Annotated in this window: 14 protein-coding genes; 10 read left to right on the forward strand and 4 right to left on the reverse strand. The window is 62.6% G+C overall.

Going from position 1 to position 19,876, the window contains the following annotated elements:
• Positions 1–45: 45 nt before the first annotated feature.
• Both NKI50_RS19805 and NKI50_RS19810 read left to right on the forward strand, forming a co-directional pair.
• Positions 46–1,194 (forward strand): pyridoxal phosphate-dependent aminotransferase, encoded by a 1,149-nt coding sequence (locus NKI50_RS19805; RefSeq protein WP_352587620.1) that lies wholly within the window; start codon positions 46–48, stop codon positions 1,192–1,194.
• 11 nt (positions 1,195–1,205) lie between these two features.
• On the forward strand, positions 1,206–2,189 hold the full coding sequence (locus NKI50_RS19810) for a glutaminase (protein ID WP_352484558.1): 984 nt from the start codon (positions 1,206–1,208) through the stop codon (positions 2,187–2,189).
• A 97-nt stretch (positions 2,190–2,286) separates the two neighbouring features.
• Here NKI50_RS19810 and NKI50_RS19815 read toward each other — a convergent pair whose 3' ends face one another.
• The gene (locus NKI50_RS19815; RefSeq protein WP_352587617.1) at positions 2,287–5,292 is read right to left on the reverse strand and encodes an Rne/Rng family ribonuclease; all 3,006 of its coding nucleotides are present in this window, start codon (positions 5,290–5,292) and stop codon (positions 2,287–2,289) included.
• A 667-nt stretch (positions 5,293–5,959) separates the two neighbouring features.
• Between NKI50_RS19815 and NKI50_RS19820 the strand changes: the two genes are divergently transcribed.
• The 6 genes from NKI50_RS19820 (at position 5,960) to NKI50_RS19845 (ending at position 13,425) form a co-directional block, all read left to right on the forward strand.
• Positions 5,960–7,222 (forward strand): N-acetylmuramoyl-L-alanine amidase, encoded by a 1,263-nt coding sequence (locus tag NKI50_RS19820; RefSeq protein WP_023717484.1) that lies wholly within the window; start codon positions 5,960–5,962, stop codon positions 7,220–7,222.
• Positions 7,223–7,435: 213 nt separating this feature from the next.
• On the forward strand, positions 7,436–9,892 hold the full coding sequence (locus NKI50_RS19825; protein WP_352717366.1) for a penicillin-binding protein 1A: 2,457 nt from the start codon (positions 7,436–7,438) through the stop codon (positions 9,890–9,892).
• A 150-nt stretch (positions 9,893–10,042) separates the two neighbouring features.
• Positions 10,043–11,174 (forward strand): peptide chain release factor 2 gene (prfB, locus tag NKI50_RS19830; protein WP_352717368.1). Its coding sequence is split into 2 segments (ribosomal slippage): positions 10,043–10,108 and positions 10,110–11,174, totalling 1,131 coding nucleotides; the frame shifts between segments, so codons are not numbered across the junction.
• Between the two features lie 473 nt (positions 11,175–11,647).
• The gene (locus tag NKI50_RS19835) at positions 11,648–12,034 is read left to right on the forward strand and encodes a hypothetical protein (protein ID WP_023717488.1); all 387 of its coding nucleotides are present in this window, start codon (positions 11,648–11,650) and stop codon (positions 12,032–12,034) included.
• Positions 12,035–12,234: 200 nt separating this feature from the next.
• A complete protein-coding gene (locus tag NKI50_RS19840) occupies positions 12,235–12,603 on the forward strand; it encodes a GFA family protein (protein ID WP_352643508.1) in 369 nt (122 codons plus the stop codon).
• Positions 12,604–12,777: 174 nt separating this feature from the next.
• Entirely contained in the window at positions 12,778–13,425 is a 648-nt protein-coding gene (locus NKI50_RS19845) for a YiaD family glycine zipper/OmpA-like lipoprotein (RefSeq protein WP_023717490.1), read from the forward strand.
• A 90-nt stretch (positions 13,426–13,515) separates the two neighbouring features.
• Here the strand turns inward: NKI50_RS19845 and NKI50_RS19850 are convergent, their stop codons facing one another.
• Entirely contained in the window at positions 13,516–13,788 is a 273-nt protein-coding gene (locus NKI50_RS19850) for a DUF2798 domain-containing protein (RefSeq protein ID WP_023717491.1), read from the reverse strand.
• 48 nt (positions 13,789–13,836) lie between these two features.
• Entirely contained in the window at positions 13,837–14,721 is an 885-nt protein-coding gene (locus tag NKI50_RS19855; RefSeq protein ID WP_352643510.1) for an NmrA family NAD(P)-binding protein, read from the reverse strand.
• Between the two features lie 120 nt (positions 14,722–14,841).
• Here NKI50_RS19855 and NKI50_RS19860 point away from each other — a divergent pair, with 120 nt between their 5' ends.
• Positions 14,842–15,735, forward strand: coding sequence for a LysR family transcriptional regulator (locus NKI50_RS19860; protein ID WP_352717370.1), 894 nt, complete (start codon positions 14,842–14,844; stop codon positions 15,733–15,735).
• A 443-nt stretch (positions 15,736–16,178) separates the two neighbouring features.
• A complete protein-coding gene (locus NKI50_RS19865) occupies positions 16,179–18,191 on the forward strand; it encodes a BTAD domain-containing putative transcriptional regulator (protein WP_352717372.1) in 2,013 nt (670 codons plus the stop codon).
• An 80-nt stretch (positions 18,192–18,271) separates the two neighbouring features.
• Here the strand turns inward: NKI50_RS19865 and NKI50_RS19870 are convergent, their stop codons facing one another.
• Positions 18,272–19,867 carry a DEAD/DEAH box helicase gene (locus NKI50_RS19870; protein WP_031193535.1) on the reverse strand — a complete coding sequence of 532 codons (1,596 nt, stop codon included), beginning with the start codon at positions 19,865–19,867 and terminating at the stop codon, positions 18,272–18,274.
• Positions 19,868–19,876: the final 9 nt, after the last annotated feature.

Consider the following 19,876-nt stretch of genomic DNA (forward strand, 5'->3'; position numbering starts at 1 on the left):
GGCCTGCATGGCCGGCACGTGCGGACAAGTGTGGTGGATTGAAAAATGGTTGTTTCGCTTTCGCGCCGCGGCGCCGTCGAGCCGTTCCACGCCATGGACATCCTGGCCGAGGCGAATCGGCTGAAGGCCAAGGGCGTGCCGGTCGTTTCCATGGCAGTCGGCCAGCCGTCCGACCCGGCACCGGCCGGGGTTCGCGAAGCGGCGGCGAGCGCCTTGAAAGCAGGCCGCATCGGCTATACCGACGCGCTGGGCCTCGCCGGCCTGCGCAAGGCAATCGCGGCCCATTATGGCGAGCATTACGGGCTTGACGTGCCGCCCGAGCGGGTAGCCGTTACCACCGGATCGTCGGCTGCCTTCAACCTTGCCTTCCTGGCGATGTTCGATCCGGGCGACCGCGTCGCCATCGCCGCGCCGGGCTATCCGGCCTATCGCAACATCATGGCTGCGCTCGGCATCGACATCGCCGAGATCGAGCTCGGCGGCGCCGCCTATCTTCATGCCGAGCACCTGAAAGCCGCGCACCGCGAAAAACCGCTGAAAGGCGTGCTGTTCGCCAGCCCGGCCAATCCGACCGGCGCGGTCATTCCCGCCGGCGATCTCGAGGCGCTGGTCGAGACGGCGCGCGAGCTTGGCATCGCCGTGATCTCAGACGAGATCTACCACCGGCTGGCCTATGCGGCGCCCGACACGACTGCGCTGTCTTTCGGCGCGGACGTGACGGTGATCAATTCCTTCTCGAAATATTATTGCATGACCGGCTGGCGCATCGGCTGGATGGTGCTGCCGCAGGATTTGGTGCGGCCGATCGAGCGCATCGCCCAGAGCCTCTACATCTCGCCGCCCGAACTGTCCCAGATTGCCGCGATCGAAGCGTTCAAGGCGACAGAAGAGCTGGAGGCGGTGAAGGCGCGTTACGCCTGGAACCGCGAGCTCTTGATGCAACGCCTGCCGGACCTCGGCTTTGCGCTTGCTGCGCCCATGGACGGCGCCTTCTACGCCTTCTGCGACGTCACCCGGCACACCAACGACAGCATGGCGTTTGCGCGCAGGATGCTTGCCGAGGCGCATGTGGCGGCGACGCCCGGCCGCGATTTCGATCCGCTGCAGGGCCATCGCACGATGCGCTTTTCCTACGCCGGCAGCCACGACGACATGGTCGAGGCGATGGCGCGTATCGAACGCTGGCTGAAGTAGCGGGGACGACGATGCCGGAGCTTGAACAGGCGCCGCAACGCGGACAGGCGCCCCAACTTGGACAGGCGCCCCAGCTTGAACAGGCACTGCGCGAGGTTGCCGCCGAAATGGCGGAGCGTGCCGATCGCGGCGACGTTGCCAGCTATATTCCGCAGCTGAGCAAGATCGACCCGAAAAAATTCGGCATTGCCGCGGTGACCAATGACGGCCGCGTGCTGACCGCGGGCGACGCCGACGAGGCATTTTCGATCCAGAGCATCTCAAAGGTATTCACGCTGACGCTGGCGCTCGGCAATGTCGGCGACGCGCTATGGCAACGGGTCGGACGCGAACCGTCGGGCAATCCGTTCAACTCGATCGTCCAGCTCGAGCACGAGAACGGCATTCCGCGCAATCCGTTCATCAATGCCGGCGCCATCGTCGTTTCAGACATCCTGCTTGCCGGCCATCAGCCGCGCGAGGCGATCGGCGAGATCCTGCGCTTCATCCAGTTCCTGGCCGATGACGACACGATCATCATCGATCGCGAGGTCGCGGCGTCCGAACGTGCCACCGGCTTTCGCAATTTTGCGCTTGCCAATTACATGAAATCGTTCGGTAATCTCAATCACGCGCCGGAACTGGCGCTGGGCGTTTATTTCCACCATTGCGCGATCGCCATGAGCTGCCGGCAACTCGCCCTGGCCGGGCGCTTTCTCGCCAATGGCGGCAACAATCCGGCGACCGGGCATTCCGTCGTCTCGGCCGAGCGCGCCCGCCGCATCGGCGCGATGATGCTGACCTGCGGCCATTATGACGGCTCCGGCGACTTCGCTTTCCGTGTCGGCATTCCCGGCAAGAGCGGCGTTGGCGGCGGCATATTGGGGATCGTGCCGGGCGTCGCCTCGCTTGCGGTGTGGTCGCCTGGCCTCAATGCCAATGGCAATTCCAGGCTGGGCTCGATCGCGCTGGAGAAACTGGCGAAGATGATGAACTGGTCGATCTTCGCGCCATAGTGCCTGTCGCCTGGAATTGGCACGAAGAAATCCCGCGCAGCCAGTCGGCAGCGCGGGATTCTTTTAATCAGAAAGTCTGGCTAATACACGGAAAAGCTTAGAAAAAGCCCTTCCGCTGCCACCAGCCGGCACGCTTCGGCTTGTCCTCGGCCTTTGCTTCCTCGGTCTTTGCCTCGTCGGGGACGATCGAGGAGACGACCGGCACGACCGGAGCATCCACCGGTGCGGGTTTGCGCCGCGACGGCCGGGCTTTCGGCGTTTCCTTGCCAGCCGCCACTTCGGTCTCCTGCCGAACCGGCGCAGCGGTCTCGCCGGAAGCCACCGCCGCGGCTTCGGCGGCCGATGTCTCGGCGCCCGCAATCTCGGCAACTGCTTCCGCCGCGGCCTTCTTCGGCTTGGCGGCACGGCGCGGCTTCTTCGGCTTTTCGGCGCTCGGCGTGTCGTCGTTCGCCGGAGCACGCACCGCAAGCTCTTCGGCAGGCGGCGCACCTTCCGGCTCGCCAGTCACCGGCTCTGCTTCCGATACGGCACCTTCTGTCATGCCGGCCGGCTCGCCGGCGCTGGCTTCGACGCCGTCCTCACCGTCTTCACGGCGATTGCGCTTGCCGCCGCGCTTGCCGCGCCGGCGCTTCTTGCCGTGACCGTCGTCCGCCGCTTCCGCAGTTTCGGCAACCCCGGCCGGCGCTTCACGTTCCGCTTCGGCGCCTTGCTCGGCGGCGGCTACGAGGGCGTCGTCCGTCGGCGCCGAAACGGAAGCACCTTCCCCGGCAGCGGCCTGTTCACGATCCCCGTGTTCACGATCCCCGTGTTCGCGATCCCCGTGTTCGCGATCCCCGTGTTCGCGATCCTTGCCGCCGCGCCGTCTGCGGCGCTTGCGGCGCTTGCGATCGCGGCCTTCGCCGTCCTCGCCGGACCTTGGCTGCTGCGGCTGCTGGGCAGGGCGTGGCTGCTCAGCCTGCACCGGTGCCTCCTCTTCCTCCTCGATGACGATCTCGTCCTCGAGTTCTTCCGGCTCGACATAGGCCGGGAACGTGCGGGCCTCGACAAAGCCTTCCGGCTTTTCGGCCAGCGCGCCGCGGAAGATGGCATAGTGTTGTGCACCGACCGTGTCATCGGCTTCGATGGTGATGGTCACGCCGAAGCGGTGCTCGAATTCCACCAGCGTGCCGCGCTTGTGATTGAGCACATAGAGCGCGGTCGCTGCCGGCGTCCGCACCGTGATGTGGCTGCGCGAATCCTTGAGCAGGAATTCCTCGATTGCCCGCACCACCATCAGCGCAACCGACGAATCGGAGCGCACATGGCCGGTGCCGCCGCAATGCGGGCAAGGCTTCATCGTCGATTCCAGCACGCTGGCACGGATGCGCTGACGCGACATTTCCATCAGCCCGAAATGCGAGATGCGGCCGACCTGGATGCGGGCGCGGTCGTTCTTGAGGTGATCCTTCAGCCGCTTCTCGACGGAGCGGTTGTTGCGGTTCTCCTCCATGTCGATGAAGTCGATGACGATCAGGCCGGCGAGATCGCGTAGCCTCAATTGCCGGGCGACTTCCTCGGCGGCTTCCAGATTGGTGTGAAGCGCGGTGTCCTCGATCGAGTGCTCCTTGGTGGAACGGCCCGAATTGACGTCGATGGCGACCAGCGCTTCCGTCTGGTTGATGATGATGTAGCCGCCGCTCTTCAGCGTCACCTGCGGCTGCAGCATGCGGTCGAGCTGTGCTTCGATGCCGTTGCGCACAAAGATCGGCGTCGTGTCGCGGAACGGCTGTACCACCTTGGCGTGGCTCGGCATCAGCATGCGCATGAAATCCTTGGCCTCGCGGTAGCCTTCTTCGCCGGAAACCAGGATCTCGTCGATATCCTTGTTGTAGAGGTCGCGCACCGACCGCTTGATCAGGCTGCCTTCCTCATAAACCAGGGCAGGGGCCGTGGATTGAAGCGTCAGATTGCGGACATTTTCCCAAAGCCGCATCAAATATTCGTAGTCGCGCTTGATCTCTGCCTTGGTGCGGCTTTCGCCGGCCGTACGCAGGATGACGCCCATGCCTTGCGGCACTTCGAGATCGGCGACCACTTCCTTCAGCCGCTTGCGGTCCTGCGCATTGGTGATCTTGCGCGAAATGCCGCCGCCGCGCGCCGTGTTCGGCATCAGCACCGAATAGCGGCCGGCCAGCGACAGGTAGGTGGTCAGCGCTGCACCCTTGTTGCCGCGCTCTTCCTTGACGACCTGCACCAGCAGGATCTGCCGGCGCTTGATCACTTCCTGGATCTTGTACTGGCGGCGCACCGGCTTGCGGCGGTTGCGCACTTCTTCTAGCGCGTCTTCGGCGCCGACCGATTCGACCTCGTGATCGTCCGAATGCGAGGATTGCACCTCCTCCAGCATGCCGCGATCATTGTCTTCGGACGTCGCTTCGCCGCTCGTCTCGGCCCCGCCTGTCTCGACCTCCCTTGTCTCTACTTGCGGGACGGCTTCCGAGATTACGTCGGCGTCGACGCTGGCAGCGATGGAACTGGATCCGCCTTCGGACGGCTCGGTCTCGCCGCTATCGGCGACTTCATCACTCTGTCCGGCGGCATCCTCGCTCTGTCCGACAGTATCGGACATGGTGTCGCCGCCGTCGGCAGCGGCATCCAGGTTCTCTGCGACGGCATCTTCGCCGCTCTCGCCATTCTCACCGTCGGACGCGCCTGCCTCGCGCCTGTGCTCGCCGCGGTCGCGGCTCTTGCCGCCACGCCGGCGTCCGCGCTTGCCGCGGTCGCGGCTCTGGCGGTCGTCGCCCTCGGCGGCTTCCTCGTCCTCTTCGTCCTGGGCTTCCTGTGCTTCCGCACGCAGCAGCGCCTGACGGTCGGCGACCGGAATCTGGTAATAGTCGGGGTGTATTTCACTGAAGGCGAGGAAACCGTGACGGTTGCCGCCATATTCGACGAAGGCTGCCTGGAGGGAAGGTTCGACGCGCGTTACGCGGGCGAGATAGATGTTTCCTTTGAGCTGCTTCTTGTCCTGGGATTCAAAGTCGAATTCTTCAATACGGTTACCGCGAACGACGACAACGCGTGTTTCCTCCGGGTGGGAGGCGTCTATCAGCATTTTGTTGGGCATTATTTCGTTTCCCCCCGGCAGCCGTCGGCCGCAGCTTGCGGGGCAATGCCCGCTGCCGTGGACCTGGAACATGGGTGCCGGACAATTGAACGTCCGCCGGCCGCTGCCTGAGCGCCATGGCGGTGCCGCCCGCAGCCGTAGTGGCGCGGTTTGTTGCGGACCTTTCCATGATTGCGCTTGAAGCCATCGTAACCAGCAGAACCTTTTGAACCAAAGCCCGGGAAAAACCGGACCAGCTTGTTTGCTCATACAGAGCCGGCACGGGACAATCCCGGCCGTTTTGCTCACGCAGGCGATTCCCCCGCCACGGGAGCACGCCTGCGAAAATCGTCGCGATCACCGATGCCTTCTTCGCCTGAAGCGAAAGGAGCCGTCTTGCGTCTGACCTGTAGCAGGAAGCTGCGGAGGAGGACGGTTCCAGGATTGCAGTGATCCACCATCGCTTTTATGATTTGGCGGGTTGGAAGGCAACCCCGATTCCCGACGCCGGCAAAAAGCCGTTCCGCAACGGAAGCCCAGGTTCCAAGCCTTCCATGAAAAGGCTTGGTTAACCTTCTCTGGATACCAATCGTTAATCGAGTTCGCGGCCTGCCGGCACTTTGACAAGCAATAGGGCACTTTGACGAACGATCGGGCATGACGCCAAACAGGAGCGACTGGTAGAAAGATGGGACTGGCAGGCTTCGCAGACAAGGGCCGTCATCATGGAGGCTGGTTGTTCCGCACCGCCTGCCTGCTGCCGCTGATCCTGGCTTGCCTAGTCTTTCCGCCACTTTCGCGTGCTGCCGACGTACCGATCGGCGCCACAAGCTACAAGATGGCCGGCGATGCCACCAAGATGCGCATCGTCATCAATTTCGACCGCGATCCCGACATCAAATGGTTCCTGCTGCGCGGCCCCAATCGTCTGGTCATCGATCTGCCGGCCACGAGATTCGCCCTAAATGCCAAGGATGTGAAGCCGCGCGGCCTTGTCCGCGCCGTGCGTTACGGCGGACTCGGCGAGGGAAAATCGCGGCTGATTCTCACCGGCAAGGGACCGTTCGCCGTCGACAATCTCGACGTGCTGAAGAACGATGACGGCAGTGGCTACCGCATCGCCATCGACATGTCGGCGGCGTCGCAGCGGGAATTCGATGCAGCGCTCGCCAATCAGGCGCTGACCACCGGCTCGACAGTCTCTGCCGACAAGGCTGGCAGGGTCGGTACCGGGCCGGTCTCCAATCCGGGCCATCGTTTCACCGTCGTCGTCGATCCCGGCCACGGCGGCATCGACGGTGGTGCCGAGGGCCTGAACGGCACTGTCGAGAAGAACGTGACGCTCGCCTTTGCCATGGAACTGCGCGACAAGCTCACCGCCAGCGGCAAATATGACGTGTTCCTGACGCGCGAAACGGACGAGTTCCTGCGGCTCGACGATCGCGTGCGCATTGCTCGCCAGCATGAGGCCGACCTGCTCATCTCGATCCATGCCGACACGATCAGCCTCAAGGGCATTCGCGGCGCAACCGTCTACACCGTGTCCGACAAGGCTTCCGATCCCGAGGCACAGGCGCTTGCCGACCGTGAAAATCTTTCCGACCAGTTCGCCGGCATGGAGATCAAGGACGACAGCAAGGAAGTGACCGATATCCTGATCGACCTGATCCGCCGCGAGACGCATAATTTTTCGATGAGCTTCGCGCACACTCTTGTCGGCCAGCTTTCCACCAGCGTCGGCCTGATCAACAACCCGCAGCGTTCTGCCGGCTTCAAGGTGCTGAAGGCGCCGGACGTTCCGTCCGTGCTGGTCGAACTCGGCTATCTGTCGAACGCCAAGGACGAAGCGCAGTTGCTCAGCGCCGATTGGCGCAACAAGGCGACCCAAAGCATAACCAACGCCGTTGCACTGTTTGCTTCGGCCAAGAGCGGAACGGGGGCCGGAGGCTGAAATGCCGCCGGCGCCCACAACCTGAGGCAGCGTTGCACGGCGACAACACCCTGTGCTTTTATTTCCGGCATTCGAAACCGAAATTCCACGCTGCCGTATTTTGCCCACATGGTCGCGACATGGCTTTTGCGATTACGGGTTGGGATCGTCCCGAAAGCTTGCGCGAAGGGCGGCTTCGTTTAGGAAATTCCCGAACCAAGGACTGGAGCGGGTATGATTCGTCTCATTGGCTATTTCTTCGGCATCGGCACGACGCTGGCCCTTTTGGTCGCGGCGGGCGTGGCGATCTATATCGGCCATTTGTCGAAGGACCTGCCCGATTACGAGGTGCTGGCCAAATACGAGCCGCCGGTGACGACCCGCATCCACGCGTCGGATGGCGCGCTGATGGCCGAATATGCGCGTGAGCGGCGGCTTTATCTGCCGATTCAGGCGATCCCGGATCGAGTCAAGGCGGCCTTCCTGTCGGCCGAGGACAAGAACTTTTACAATCATCCCGGCATCGACGTGACCGGCCTTGGCCGCGCCATTGTCGTCAACCTGCAGAATCTTGGCTCGGGAAAGCGCCAGGTCGGCGCCTCGACCATCACCCAGCAGGTGGCGAAGAACTTCCTGTTGTCTTCAGACCAGACCTACGAGCGCAAGATCAAGGAGATGATCCTCGCCTTCCGCATCGAGCAGGCCTATTCGAAGGATCGCATTCTCGAGCTCTATCTCAACGAGATTTTCTTCGGTTTCGGTGCCTATGGCGTCGCCGGTGCTGCGCTCACCTATTTCGACAAATCGGTGAACGAGCTCACCGTGGCCGAGGCTGCCTATCTTGCCTCTCTGCCGAAGGGGCCGAACAACTATCATCCCTTCAAGCATGCCGATCGCGCCTTGGAGCGCCGCAACTGGGTCATCGACCAGATGGTCGAGAACGGTTACGTCACCCATGAAGAAGGCGAGAAGGCCAAGGCCGAGCCGCTCGGCGTCACGCCGCGCCGCACCGGCAACTATCTCTTCGCCGGGGAATATTTCACCGAGGAAGTGCGTCGCCAGATCATCGCGCGCTACGGCGAGAATGCGCTCTACGAGGGCGGCCTTTCCGTCCGTACCACGCTCGATCCGAAGATGCAGTTGATTGCCCGCAAGGCCATGCAGAACGGTCTCATGAAGTTCGATACGCTGCGCGGCTACCGCGGGCCGGTCACGAGCATCGATGTTTCCGGCGACTGGGGCGTGCCGCTGGGCAACGTCAAGCGACTGGAGGACGTGCCGGAATGGTCGCTTGCCGTCGTGCTCGATAGCTCGGCCACCGGCCTGTCCATCGGCCTGCAGCCGACGCGCCAGATCTCCGGCGAAATCGTCAAGGACCGCCTCGAAGGCACCGTCAGCAAGGAAGACATGAGCTTCGCCATGCGCCACGTGGTCGACGGCAAAACCGTCAAGGCGAAGTCGCCGGCCGACGTGCTGAAGCCGGGCGACGTGATTTTCGTGCAGAGGAACGACGGCTCGGACAACAGCTACAGCTTGCGCCAGGTTCCCGAAGTGGAAGGCGGCCTGATCGCCATGGATCCGCATACCGGACGCGTCCTGGCCATGGTCGGCGGTTTCTCCTATGCGCAGTCGGAGTTCAACCGGGCGACGCAGGCCATGCGCCAGCCGGGGTCGTCGTTCAAGCCGATCGTCTATTCGGCCGCCCTCGACAATGGCTATACGCCCGCCTCTGTGATCATGGACGGGCCGATCACCATCCAGAGCGGCAACACGACCTGGACGCCCAAGAATTACGACGGAACGGTGGCCGGTCCGGCGACCTTGCGCTCCGGCATCGAGAAATCGCGCAATCTGATGACGGTGCGGCTTGCCAACGACATGGGCATGAAACTGGTCGTGGAGTATGCCGAGCGTTTCGGCGTCTACGACCATCTCGCGCCGTATCTGCCGATGGCGCTGGGTTCCGGCGAGACGACGGTGATGCGCATGGTATCGGCCTATTCGATCATGGCCAATGGCGGCAAGTCGATCAAGCCGTCGCTGATCGACCGCATCCAGGACCGCTACGGCAAGACCGTCTTTAGGCAGGACGAACGCGGCTGCTCAAACTGCAACGCCGCAGAATGGCAGAACCAGCCAGAGCCGGAGTTGGTCGACAATTCCGAGCAGGTGCTCGATCCGATGACCGCCTACCAGATCACATCGATGATGGAGGGCGTCGTTCAACGCGGTACCGGCGCCACCATCAACGAACTCAGCCGTCACATCGCCGGCAAGACCGGAACGACCAATGACGAAAAGGACGCCTGGTTCATCGGCTATACGCCGAACCTCGTTGTCGGCCTTTATATGGGCTACGATCAGCCGAAAGGTCTTGGCAAGGGCGCGACCGGCGGCGGCCTTGCTGCGCCGATCTTCAAGGATTTCATGCGCGTAGCGCTGGACGGCACGCCCAATGTCGACTTCAAGGTTCCCGAAGGCATGAAGCTGATTGCGATCAATCGCAAGACCGGCATGCGGGCCAACGAGGGTGACGCCGGAACCATCATCGAAGCCTTCAAGCCGGGTACCGGTCCCGCCGACAGCTATTGGGTGATCGGCATGGGTGCGGACGGCTCCAACGCCACCGGCGGGGCGCTGTCGCCGCAGGCCAACCAGGCTATCCAGTCGGGCGGCGGCGGGCTCTACTGACAATCGTTACATCCGGTCGGGCCGGCTTGACGATCATGGTCGAGCCGGCCCATCCCGCTTTACAGGGGCCGGTGCTTTACAGGGGACATTGCCGTCCCTATGTATCGCGCCACCAAACCGCCATTCAGCAACAGGACAGAACAGCCAGCCATGCGCGCGGAAACGCAAAATATTGTCGACGAGATCAGGCAGGCGATCACCCTGCTGAGGAGGCATCTTTGACTGGGACCAGGCCATAAAGCGGCTTGAGTACCTGAATGTCCGCGCCGAGGATTCGAGCCTCTGGAACGAGCCGTTGGAAGCGCAAAAGCTGATGCGCGAGCGTCAGGGCCTCGAGGAAGGCATTGCCGCGGTCAAAGGCGTCACCCAGGCTCTGGAAGACAATATCGGCCTGATCGAGCTTGGCGAGGAAGAGGGCGACGAGGGCGTCGTCGCGGAGGCCGAGGCGGCGATCCGCTCGATGCGCGGCGAGGCCAAGGCGCGCCAGATCGAAACGCTGCTGTCGGGCGAGGCGGACGCCAACGATAGCTATCTGGAAGTCCATGCCGGCGCCGGCGGCACCGAAAGCCAGGACTGGGCCTCGATGCTTCTGCGCATGTATACGCGCTGGGCCGAGCGCCGCCGCTTCAAGGTCGAGGTGCTGGAAGTGCATGACGGCGAAGAGGCCGGCATCAAGTCAGCCACGCTGCTGATCAAGGGCCACAACGCCTATGGCTGGCTGAAGACGGAATCCGGCGTGCATCGTCTCGTGCGTATTTCGCCCTATGACAGCAATGCGCGCCGCCACACCTCCTTCGCCAGCGTCTGGGTCTATCCCGTCATCGACGATACGATCGACATCGACGTTTCCGAATCTGACGTCCGTATCGACACGTATCGTTCTTCGGGATCGGGCGGCCAGCATGTCAACACCACCGATTCGGCGGTCCGCATCACCCATCTCGCCACCGGCATCGCGGTTGCCTGCCAGGCGGAGCGCTCCCAGCACAAGAACAAGGCCAAGGCCTGGGAAATGCTGCGCTCGCGGCTTTACGAGGAAGAGCTGAAGAAACGCGAAGCGGTGGCGAACGCCACCGAAGCGTCGAAGAGCGATATTGGCTGGGGCCACCAGATACGGTCCTACGTGCTGCAGCCCTATCAGCTGGTGAAAGATCTGCGCACCGGCGTCGAGAGCACCAGCCCGTCGAGCGTGCTCGACGGCGACCTCGACGATTTCATGGAGGCCTCGCTATCGCAGCGCATCGAGGGTGGCGCCGGAGAAACGGTGGCCGACATCGACTGAAGGCGGGCACCAACCCGGCAATTTCAGTCCATCACGCGAGAGTTACGGCCACGGCGCGAGAGTGACGAGTTCTCAACTTGAACTTACCTGTCGTTCTACAACTTTGTTTTTCATCGGAATTTCCAAAATCGATTTCCGCTTTTGACGCGAATGCTTCGAGCCTGCCGGTGCCGAGCCCGGAACCACTGCGAGCCGAATTCCGTTATTGGCAACCCTCGCTGCCGGGGGTGATCGTACCAGTCTCGTCAACCCGGCCGGCAGGCTGGTTCCGGCCGCAGAGGTCGGCGTTCGGTTTGCGACAGCAATTCCTTGCGCCGACCAAGGAATCAGCCCAGCATCCAAGCGCTGGGGAGGAAAAAAGCATTTATGGCCGGGCGCGGCGTATCTGCGACCTGACGATCCGGCCACTGGGAAGACACGTTCCGGGAACGGGCAAGCGAGATGCTTGACAACCGTTGATAGGAACTGCGCCCATGCCTGCTCTTACAACCAGACCGGCCCATGCCGTTCACACGGCGCGCCGATTTCTGAATTCCCTTGTCGCGGCAGTGGTTTTGATAGCTGCCGCGATGCCATTCGCGGCGCCTGCTCTGGCGCATGATGCCAAGCCGACCGCGGCGATGCCGCAAGGCTGGAGCTATCCGTTCTCCTGCTGCTCGGGCTATGACTGCCGCGAGGTTGCGCCGATATCTATCGGCGAGCGCCCCGAAGGCTATGTCATCAAGGGGACAGGCGAAGTCGTGGCCTATAGCGACAAGCGCATCAAGAATTCGCCCGACGGCGCATATCACTGGTGCTCGGTCGCCGGCGCCAATGACGGAAAGACCATCTGTCTGTTCGTGCCGCCATCGTCCTATTGATGCATGTCGCCCCCAAAAGCTTGCCCTTGGGCTTGACCCGAGGGTGTGCAGGGTTTTTGGGATCGACACGCCCTCGATTGGGTTACAACACTTTTGAAACTGCGCATTGCAGACGACAGATCTGCTGACGGAGAGTTGTCAGGAGCGTTTCTTTATGGTGCCTTGCCGTAGGGGCGGCGGGCATTGTGAGGGACTAATCCATGACCATCAAGGCAAGCTGCCACTGCAAGGCGACCACGTTCGAGGTTTCGCAAGCGCCGCAGACTGTGACGCGATGCACCTGTTCCTTCTGTTCGAAACGCGGTTCGTTGTGGGCCTATTACACGCCATCGCAATTCAGGCTTACCAGCCCGCCGGAGAATGTTTCGTTCTACCAGTGGGGATCGAAAACCATAAAACACAGTTTTTGCGCCACCTGCGGCTGCGGCACCTTCACCGAGACGCCGGACTGGTCGACAGGCGAGCCGAATTTCGACAATCCGAAGATCAGTGTGAATTCGCGGCTGTTCGACGATTTCGATCTCGACAAGGTCGAAGTGGTGGTCATCGACGGCAAGAATCTCTGGTAGCCGGTCGAATTGCGGTGGTCGCGCGAGCCGCTGCAGGGGTATGGAATTGAGCCGGGGAAAGCCGCGGCAGCGGCTTTTGCTGGTCCGCTTTTCGCCGCATTTCATGTTACAAGTCGCTGGAAGGGCTGATGCGGTGCGCCGTTGCGCGGCCGTGGAATGGAGAGGGACCACCATATGAAAAAGATTGTGCTCGCCGTCGTGGCGACGGCTGTGCTTGTGAGCGCATGCACCACCGATCCCTACACCGGGGAGCAGAAGGTTTCCAACACCGCTGCCGGCGCCGGTCTGGGAGCGCTGGCGGGTGCCGGGCTCGGTATGCTTGCCGGCGGCAACGACCGCCGCAACGCGCTGATCGGCGCCGGCATCGGTGCGCTTGCCGGCGGCGCCATCGGCGCCACCATGGACCAGAACGAGGCCGAACTGCGCCGGCAGCTTGAGGGCACCGGCGTCAGCGTCACCCGCACCGGCGACCAGATCATCCTCAACATGCCGTCCGACATCACTTTCAACGTCGACCAGGATGCGGTGAAGGCTGGGTTCTATCCGGTGCTGAATTCGGTTGCCCTTGTGCTGAAAAAGTTCCGGCAGACCACCGTCGACGTGTTCGGCCACACCGACTCGACCGGCGGCGACGAGCACAATTTCGACCTGTCGCAGCGCCGCGCCCTGGCGGTCGCCAACTATCTGTCCGGGCAGGGCGTCGATTCCCGCCGCTTCGCCGTCACCGGCTTCGGCAAGACGCGTCCGATCGCCTCCAACGCGACCGCTGCCGGCCGGGCTCAGAACCGCCGCGTCGAGATCCAGCTGTCGCCGCTCACCTGAGGCAAGCGCATGAACCGAGAGCGGCTCCGTACGGGGCCGCTCTAATGGTTATGCCGGACCGCCGGCCGCCGGCGCGCTGCGTTTGTGATATCAGGACCGGGCCGGCTGATCGACAATCGCGGCAACGATCCGGCGCACGATCGGAAGCACAATCAGCAGGCTGGGAAACGCAACAAGCCATGAAGCGCCCCATGCATAGCTCCAGGCCGCAATAAACCCGTCCGTCCAGCCTGCGCCGATTGCCGTCGAAACCGCCGAGACAATCGAGGACATCAGAATCGAAAGAACCAACGGCATCACCACCGCGCCGTAGGAGGGCGGCAGCTTTCTCAATTTGAAGGCTCGGTCCGGTGATGCTTGCATCGAAATCTCCTAATCAGAAAGTGTGCGTAAGCGTTATTGTGAGGACGATCAGGCGGCATGTGCCACCGGCAGCGCCAATTCCCGAATGAAGCTTCGCAGCGAACGCGGCTCGCGGCCAAGCGCGGCGCGCAACGCCAGGCTGTTCCCGCCGAGGCCGTATTTGGCGTAGTGGCTGTGTACTTTGGCCAGCATCTGCAACTGCCGGTCGGTATAGGGAAGGCGGGCTTTCGCCGCCCAGTCCTGAAATGTCGGCTCGCCTGCTGAAACCGGCCGGCCAAGCGCCTCGCTGATCATGGCAACGACCTCTTCGCGGCTGTGCATACCGTCGGCGCACAGCTCGAGGGTCGCATAGGACAAACGCGTTTCGGTCAGTGCGATCGCTGCCACTTCAGCCACGTCGCGATAGTCGACGCGGGCCAGCTTCGCCGTCTTTGGAAACGGCTCGGCGAAAACGCCATGCTCGACGACGGACGGCCAGGCCGCCGCGATATTTTGCATGAAATTGGCCGGGTGCAGAATGGTGTATTCCATGTTCGTCGAATAGAGGGCAGCTTCGACCGGTACCTTGCTTGCATGGTTTTCCAGCCTCGTATTGGTGGGCTGGATCACAGATGAGAAGACGAATTTCCGAACGCCTGCTCGCGCCGCTGCCTCAACCATGGCAACCCCCATGGCGGCTTCGTCGGGAGCAAAGGCCGGCCCGATGTGGAAGACACCGTCGACACCTTCGACGGCCTGTTCAAGGCTTTGATGGTTGCGCAGATCACCGATCGCGATCTCGGATGCCCCGGCTTTCCGGGCTTTTTCGGCAGCCGCGGCGTCACGAACAAGCGCTCTAACCCTGGCATTGCGGCGGACGAGTTCAGGCACCACCAAACCGGCAACGCGGCCTGCGGCGCCTACGACCAGGACGGTTGGACTGGGTGTTCGCATGACGATCTCCTTCCCTCGAGTCTGCCTTTCGGCCTGTGCAGGGAAGATAAAATCTAGCGAACTGCGTTACAATTGATCGATGTGGCGATAGTTTATCCCGATTTTCGGGAGAAATACGCGATGAGCCGGATAGATGATTTCGAAGCCTTCATTGCCATTGTCGAGCATGGCAGCCTGACGGCTGCCGCACGCCGGCTGAACCGCTCACTGCAGTCGGTCAGTCGGTCTTTGGCGACATTGGAGGAATCCATCGGGGTCGAGCTTCTGCACAGGACGACGCGCCGCTCGACGCCGAGCGAAGCCGGTGCGGCCTTTTTCCAACGCATCAAGCCCGCCATCGAGGAAATAAACGAAGCCAGGCTTCAGGCGGCCAACCGACGATCCGAGCCGTCCGGCATCCTGCGTGTGAGTGCCCCGGTTCTGTTCGGCCCGGATTTCCTGATGCCGGTCATCGCCGACTATATGCGGACATATCCCCAGGTTGAGGTTGACCTCCAGCTTTCCGATGAATTTGTCGATCTGGATGCCGTGGGTCTCGATCTGGCGGTCCGGATCGGCGATTTGCCGGATTCCAGTCTACGGGCGAAGCGGCTGGGGGCGTTGCGGCGCGTCGTGTTCGGCGCACCTGCCTACTTTCGACAACGCGGCCGACCGGCCCATCCGCTTGAATTGCGTGAGCATGAATGCATCGTACGAACTGTTGACGGCCGCCCGGGCGAATGGATGTTTCAGATTGAAGGCAAGCCCCGGCCGGTGAAGGTCGCGGGCACCTTCCGGTCCAATTTGATGATATCGATCTATGCAGCCGCGGTTCACGGCTTGGGTCTGGGCTACTCCCCGCTTTGGCAGGTAAAACACCTGGTGGACGATGGCCGCCTGGAACTGGTTCTGACCGAATTCGAGCCGGTGCCGGTGCCGATACACGCCGTGTGGCCGGAAGGCAGGTCGTCCTCGGCCAAAGTACGCGCTTTTCTGGACCTGTTGGCATCTCGCCTGGAGCTCAGGAACCTTTAGGGCCCAAACCAAACTGAGCGCCGATCTTACCTCATCGATATCAAGTTCGTGATCAGAACTGCCTTGACGGCGTCGGGTGCTGGTTGATGGACCTCCAAATGACCGATGTCGTTCAGCTGATCGATCGTCAAATCTGCCAGTGCCCTGCGTCTTGCGGCGGTCCGCCGCCATCTCGTGAATGCAGCGATCATCATTGCTGCGCTTTTCAAGCCAGACCCAAGCAAGCGTTTGGACATGCCGCGGGCGGCGCGAGTTTCCGTGTGAGCCATTGTTTTGTCTCCCATTTCGAGTTTGCGGATGGGAGCGTGCCACGCAGGTGTTTTCGGGCTGTTCGGCTGTGTGTGAACAATTGGGAGGAGTCCGATGATCCGCCGTTAAATCGGTGTTAAATCGATCCACCGAGATGCTATTCTGTCGCCGCGGTCAAAGTCTGGAGACGATTTGTGCGCATCCGGTTGCTTGGTGGCCTGGAGGTTACTTCCCCGGAGCGCCGGCCCGTCCGGTTCGCCACACGCAAGACTTCGCTTCTTTTTGCTGCTCTGGTTCTCGCAGGCCGCCGCGGCCATCGTCGCGAGCAGCTTTCCGAAGCCTTTTGGCCGGGGCGAAGCAATGGGCAGGCCCGCAATAGTTTGCGTCAGGCGCTGGTCGACATCAGGCGCACGTTCCCCGCCAGCTCGGATGCCACCGTCTACATCGATGGGGATCAGGAAACCGTCGCGCTTATTGCCGGTCCGGATGAGGCGGACATCTCGATCTTCGACCGGAAGCTGGAGGAGGGCCGGACCACTGATCTCGCCTTCGCCGCCGATCTGTACCGCGGTGAGCTGCTTGCCGGGCAAGCCATTCCTGACGAACTGGACGAGTGGTTCAGACCTTATCTGAGCAAGTATCAGCGCAAAGCGCTGCAGTTGGTCGATCGGCTGAGCCTGGCGCTGCCCGCACCCGGCTCAGCGGAAGAGACGGCCTGCGAAGGGCTCGCGGAGAGATTGCTCGCCCCGGATCCGACGGCGGAGGCGGCCCATCGGGCGCTGATCCGCATCCACGCTCATCGAGGTCACGAAAACGCCGCCTTACGCCAGTTCGAGCTGTGTCGGGCAGCTTTGAAAAAACATCTGGATGCAGAGCCTGAGGAGCGGACAAGCTCGCTGGCGGCTTCTCTGCAGTCCCGTGAACGACCTGAACGTCCGCGGCCGGAGCCAAGCTCCGGCGTCGCATCACTGGCGCAGGTTCTGGCGGCCCCGACGAGGCGCGACGACCACCCATCGATAGCGGTGCTGCCGTTTCAGAATCTAAGCGGTGATATGGAGCAGGAATATTTTGCCGACGGTATGGTGGAAGACATTGTCACGGCCTTGGCTCACTTTCGTCACCTGTTCGTAGTCGCACGGAATTCGAGCTTCACCTACAGGGGACGGTCCGTAGACATAGAGCAGGTCGGGCGTGAGCTGGGCGTGCGCTATGTGGTCGAGGGAAGTGTTCGCCGGGCTGGCGACCGCCTGCGCATCGCCGGGCAGCTCATCGACACCTCGACAGGGGCCTATCTCTGGGCCGACCGTTTTGACGGAGCGCTCGCCGAAGTCTTCGATCTGCAGGACCAGGTCGCCTCGAGCATTGTCGGCGCAATCACACCGAAAATGGAGGAGGCTGAGATCGAGCGTGCCAAACGCAAACCGACTGAAAGCCTCGACGCCTATGACTACTATCTCCGCGGGCTGGCGGCCTTTGACCGGACGATCACTAGTAGGTCGGCCATTGACGATGCCTTGCGCCTCTTCATGAAGGCGATCGACGGTGACCCCGAGTTTGCCGCAGCCTATGCGCGGGCGGCGCGGTGCTACGCTACCCGAAAAAGCAACGGCTGGATGGTCGACCGCGCGAAAGAGAATGCCGAGGCTACTCGACTGGCCAGGAGAGCGGTCGAACTCGGAAGGGACGATGCGATTGCGCTTTCCTTCGGTGGATACGTGCTCGGCTACGTAGGTGGCGACCTTGACGACAGTGCGGCTTGCATCGATCGCGCGCTCGTTCTCAACCCGAATCTAGCGGCCGCGTGGGGCCTAAGCAGCTGGGTCAGGGCTTGCTTTGGCGAGCCAGGCAAGGCCGTCGAGCACGCCGCGCTTGCCATGCGCCTAAGCCCATTGGATCCACGCCTGTTCGCTTGGCAATTCAACACCGGGCTCGCTCATTTTTGTGCCGGCCACTACGATGACGCCGCCACTTGGGCGGGAAAGTCGCTGCGATACCAACCGAACTACGTGAGCGCGATGCGTGTAGTGGCGGCGAGTCATGCCCTTGCGGGGCGCCTGTCGGAAGCGCAGCAGATGATGGCCCGGGTCTGCGAGCTCGATCCCTCGCTGCGGCTTTCGAATCTTGCCGAGGTGCTGCCGCCGTTTTATCGACCGGACGATCGCAGCAGGTACATCGAAGGCCTTCGCAAGGCGGGCCTGCCGGACTAACGCCATCTCAGCGTGAGGCGAGGCCGTCTTATGCCAGCTTCGTGCTTCGCGCGTCGGCGGGACGCGCGAGCGCTGTGGTATCAGACCTTGGCGACGATCCGCATGAAGGCCGGCATGTCGTCGCCGAAGCCCACGGTCGCGTCATTGTCTTCCTGGCGCTGACGGGCAGGGCGCTCGCGCTGTGGCCTGGTATCGCCGCGTTCCGGCGCGCGCCGCTCGCTGCGATCGGGCGAAGCCTTCCGTTCAGGTGAAGCTTGGCGCTCGCTGTTTTCCGAGCGGATCGCCTCTTTGCGGGTACGCCGCTCGCCGATGTCGGCGACCGCGGCTTCGGCCACGACCGGCTGTTCCTCGCTCACCGCTTCCGGCGCCGTTTCCTCGCCACGTTTGGCGTGGCGTTCACGCGGCTTGCGCTCGCCCCTGTCCTTGGCGTCGTCCTTGCGCCCGGCGCGGCGTGGCGCACCACGGCCACGGCGGGGGGCCTCATCCTCGCCGCCTTCGCTAACGACGACCGTCGACAGGTCGCCGTCATGCCACTCGATCTTGGTGCCGATCAGCCGTTCGATGGCGTCGATGTATTTGGTGTCCGATTTGGTCGCGATGGTGAAGGATTTGCCGGAGCGTCCGGCGCGGCCGGTACGGCCGATGCGGTGGACATAATCCTCGGCGTGGATCGGCACGTCGTAGTTGAAGACATGGCTGACGTCGGGAATGTCGAGGCCGCGCGCCGCGACGTCCGAAGCAACGAGATAGCGCAGCTTGCCGTCACGGAAATTGGCCAGCATCTGCATGCGCGCGCGCTGGTCCATGTCGCCGTGCAGGGCGCCGGCGTCGAAATCATATTTCAGCAGCGAGCGGAACAGCTCCGACACCTCGACCTTGCGGTTGCAGAAGATGATGGCGTTCTTCAGCTCGGCATCCTCGGCCTTCATCAGATTGCGCAGCGTCTCGCGCTTGTCCCAAGGCTTTGGCCCGGATTTCACCAGCCGCTGGATGATGTTGGTGGCGGCCGATGCAGCCTTCGACACTTCGACGCGCACCGGCGCGTGCAGGAACTTCTCGGTGAGCTTGGTGATCTCCGGCGGCATCGTCGCTGAGAAGAACAGCGTCTGCCTGGTGAACGGGATCATCTCGCAGATGCGCTCGATGTCGGGGATGAAGCCCATGTCGAGCATGCGGTCGGCCTCGTCGATGACGAGGATCTCGACGCCATTGAGCAGGAGCTTGCCGCGCTCGCGATGGTCGAGCAGGCGGCCGGGAGTCGCGATCAGCACGTCGGCGCCGCGCTCGAGCTTCTTGTCCTGCTCGTCGAAGGACACGCCGCCGATCAGCAGCGCGATGTTGAGCTTGTGGTTCTTGCCGTATTTGACGAAGTTTTCCTCGACCTGTGCGGCAAGCTCGCGCGTCGGCTCGAGGATCAGCGTACGCGGCATGCGGGCGCGGGCGCGGCCCTTTTCCAGCCGGGTGAGCATCGGCAGGACGAAGGACGCCGTCTTGCCGGTGCCGGTCTGGGCAATGCCCAGCACGTCCTTGCCGAGCAAGGCGTGCGGGATAGCACCAGCCTGGATCGGCGTCGGCTCGGTGTAGCCGGCATCGGTAACTGCGGAAAGGACCTTCGGTGACAGGCCGAGGTCTGCGAAGGTCAACGCTTCTTGAGCGATCTGGGTGTCTGAGGACAAGTTTGGCTG

The sequence above is a fragment of the Mesorhizobium sp. M0563 genome, from assembly GCF_040321065.1.
Lineage (GTDB): Bacteria > Pseudomonadota > Alphaproteobacteria > Rhizobiales > Rhizobiaceae > Mesorhizobium.

Coding starts and splice junctions, on each gene's coding strand:
- NKI50_RS19840 (WP_352643508.1), top strand. CDS start 12,235: ATGACCATCAAGGCAAGCTGCCACTGCAAGGCGACCACGTTCGAGGTT.
- NKI50_RS19825 (WP_352717366.1), top strand. CDS start 7,436: ATGATTCGTCTCATTGGCTATTTCTTCGGCATCGGCACGACGCTGGCC.
- NKI50_RS19835 (WP_023717488.1), top strand. CDS start 11,648: ATGCCTGCTCTTACAACCAGACCGGCCCATGCCGTTCACACGGCGCGC.
- NKI50_RS19815 (WP_352587617.1), bottom strand. CDS start 5,292: ATGCCCAACAAAATGCTGATAGACGCCTCCCACCCGGAGGAAACACGC.
- NKI50_RS19810 (WP_352484558.1), top strand. CDS start 1,206: ATGCCGGAGCTTGAACAGGCGCCGCAACGCGGACAGGCGCCCCAACTT.
- NKI50_RS19805 (WP_352587620.1), top strand. CDS start 46: ATGGTTGTTTCGCTTTCGCGCCGCGGCGCCGTCGAGCCGTTCCACGCC.
- NKI50_RS19855 (WP_352643510.1), bottom strand. CDS start 14,721: ATGCGAACACCCAGTCCAACCGTCCTGGTCGTAGGCGCCGCAGGCCGC.
- NKI50_RS19820 (WP_023717484.1), top strand. CDS start 5,960: ATGGGACTGGCAGGCTTCGCAGACAAGGGCCGTCATCATGGAGGCTGG.
- NKI50_RS19845 (WP_023717490.1), top strand. CDS start 12,778: ATGAAAAAGATTGTGCTCGCCGTCGTGGCGACGGCTGTGCTTGTGAGC.
- NKI50_RS19850 (WP_023717491.1), bottom strand. CDS start 13,788: ATGCAAGCATCACCGGACCGAGCCTTCAAATTGAGAAAGCTGCCGCCC.
- NKI50_RS19860 (WP_352717370.1), top strand. CDS start 14,842: ATGAGCCGGATAGATGATTTCGAAGCCTTCATTGCCATTGTCGAGCAT.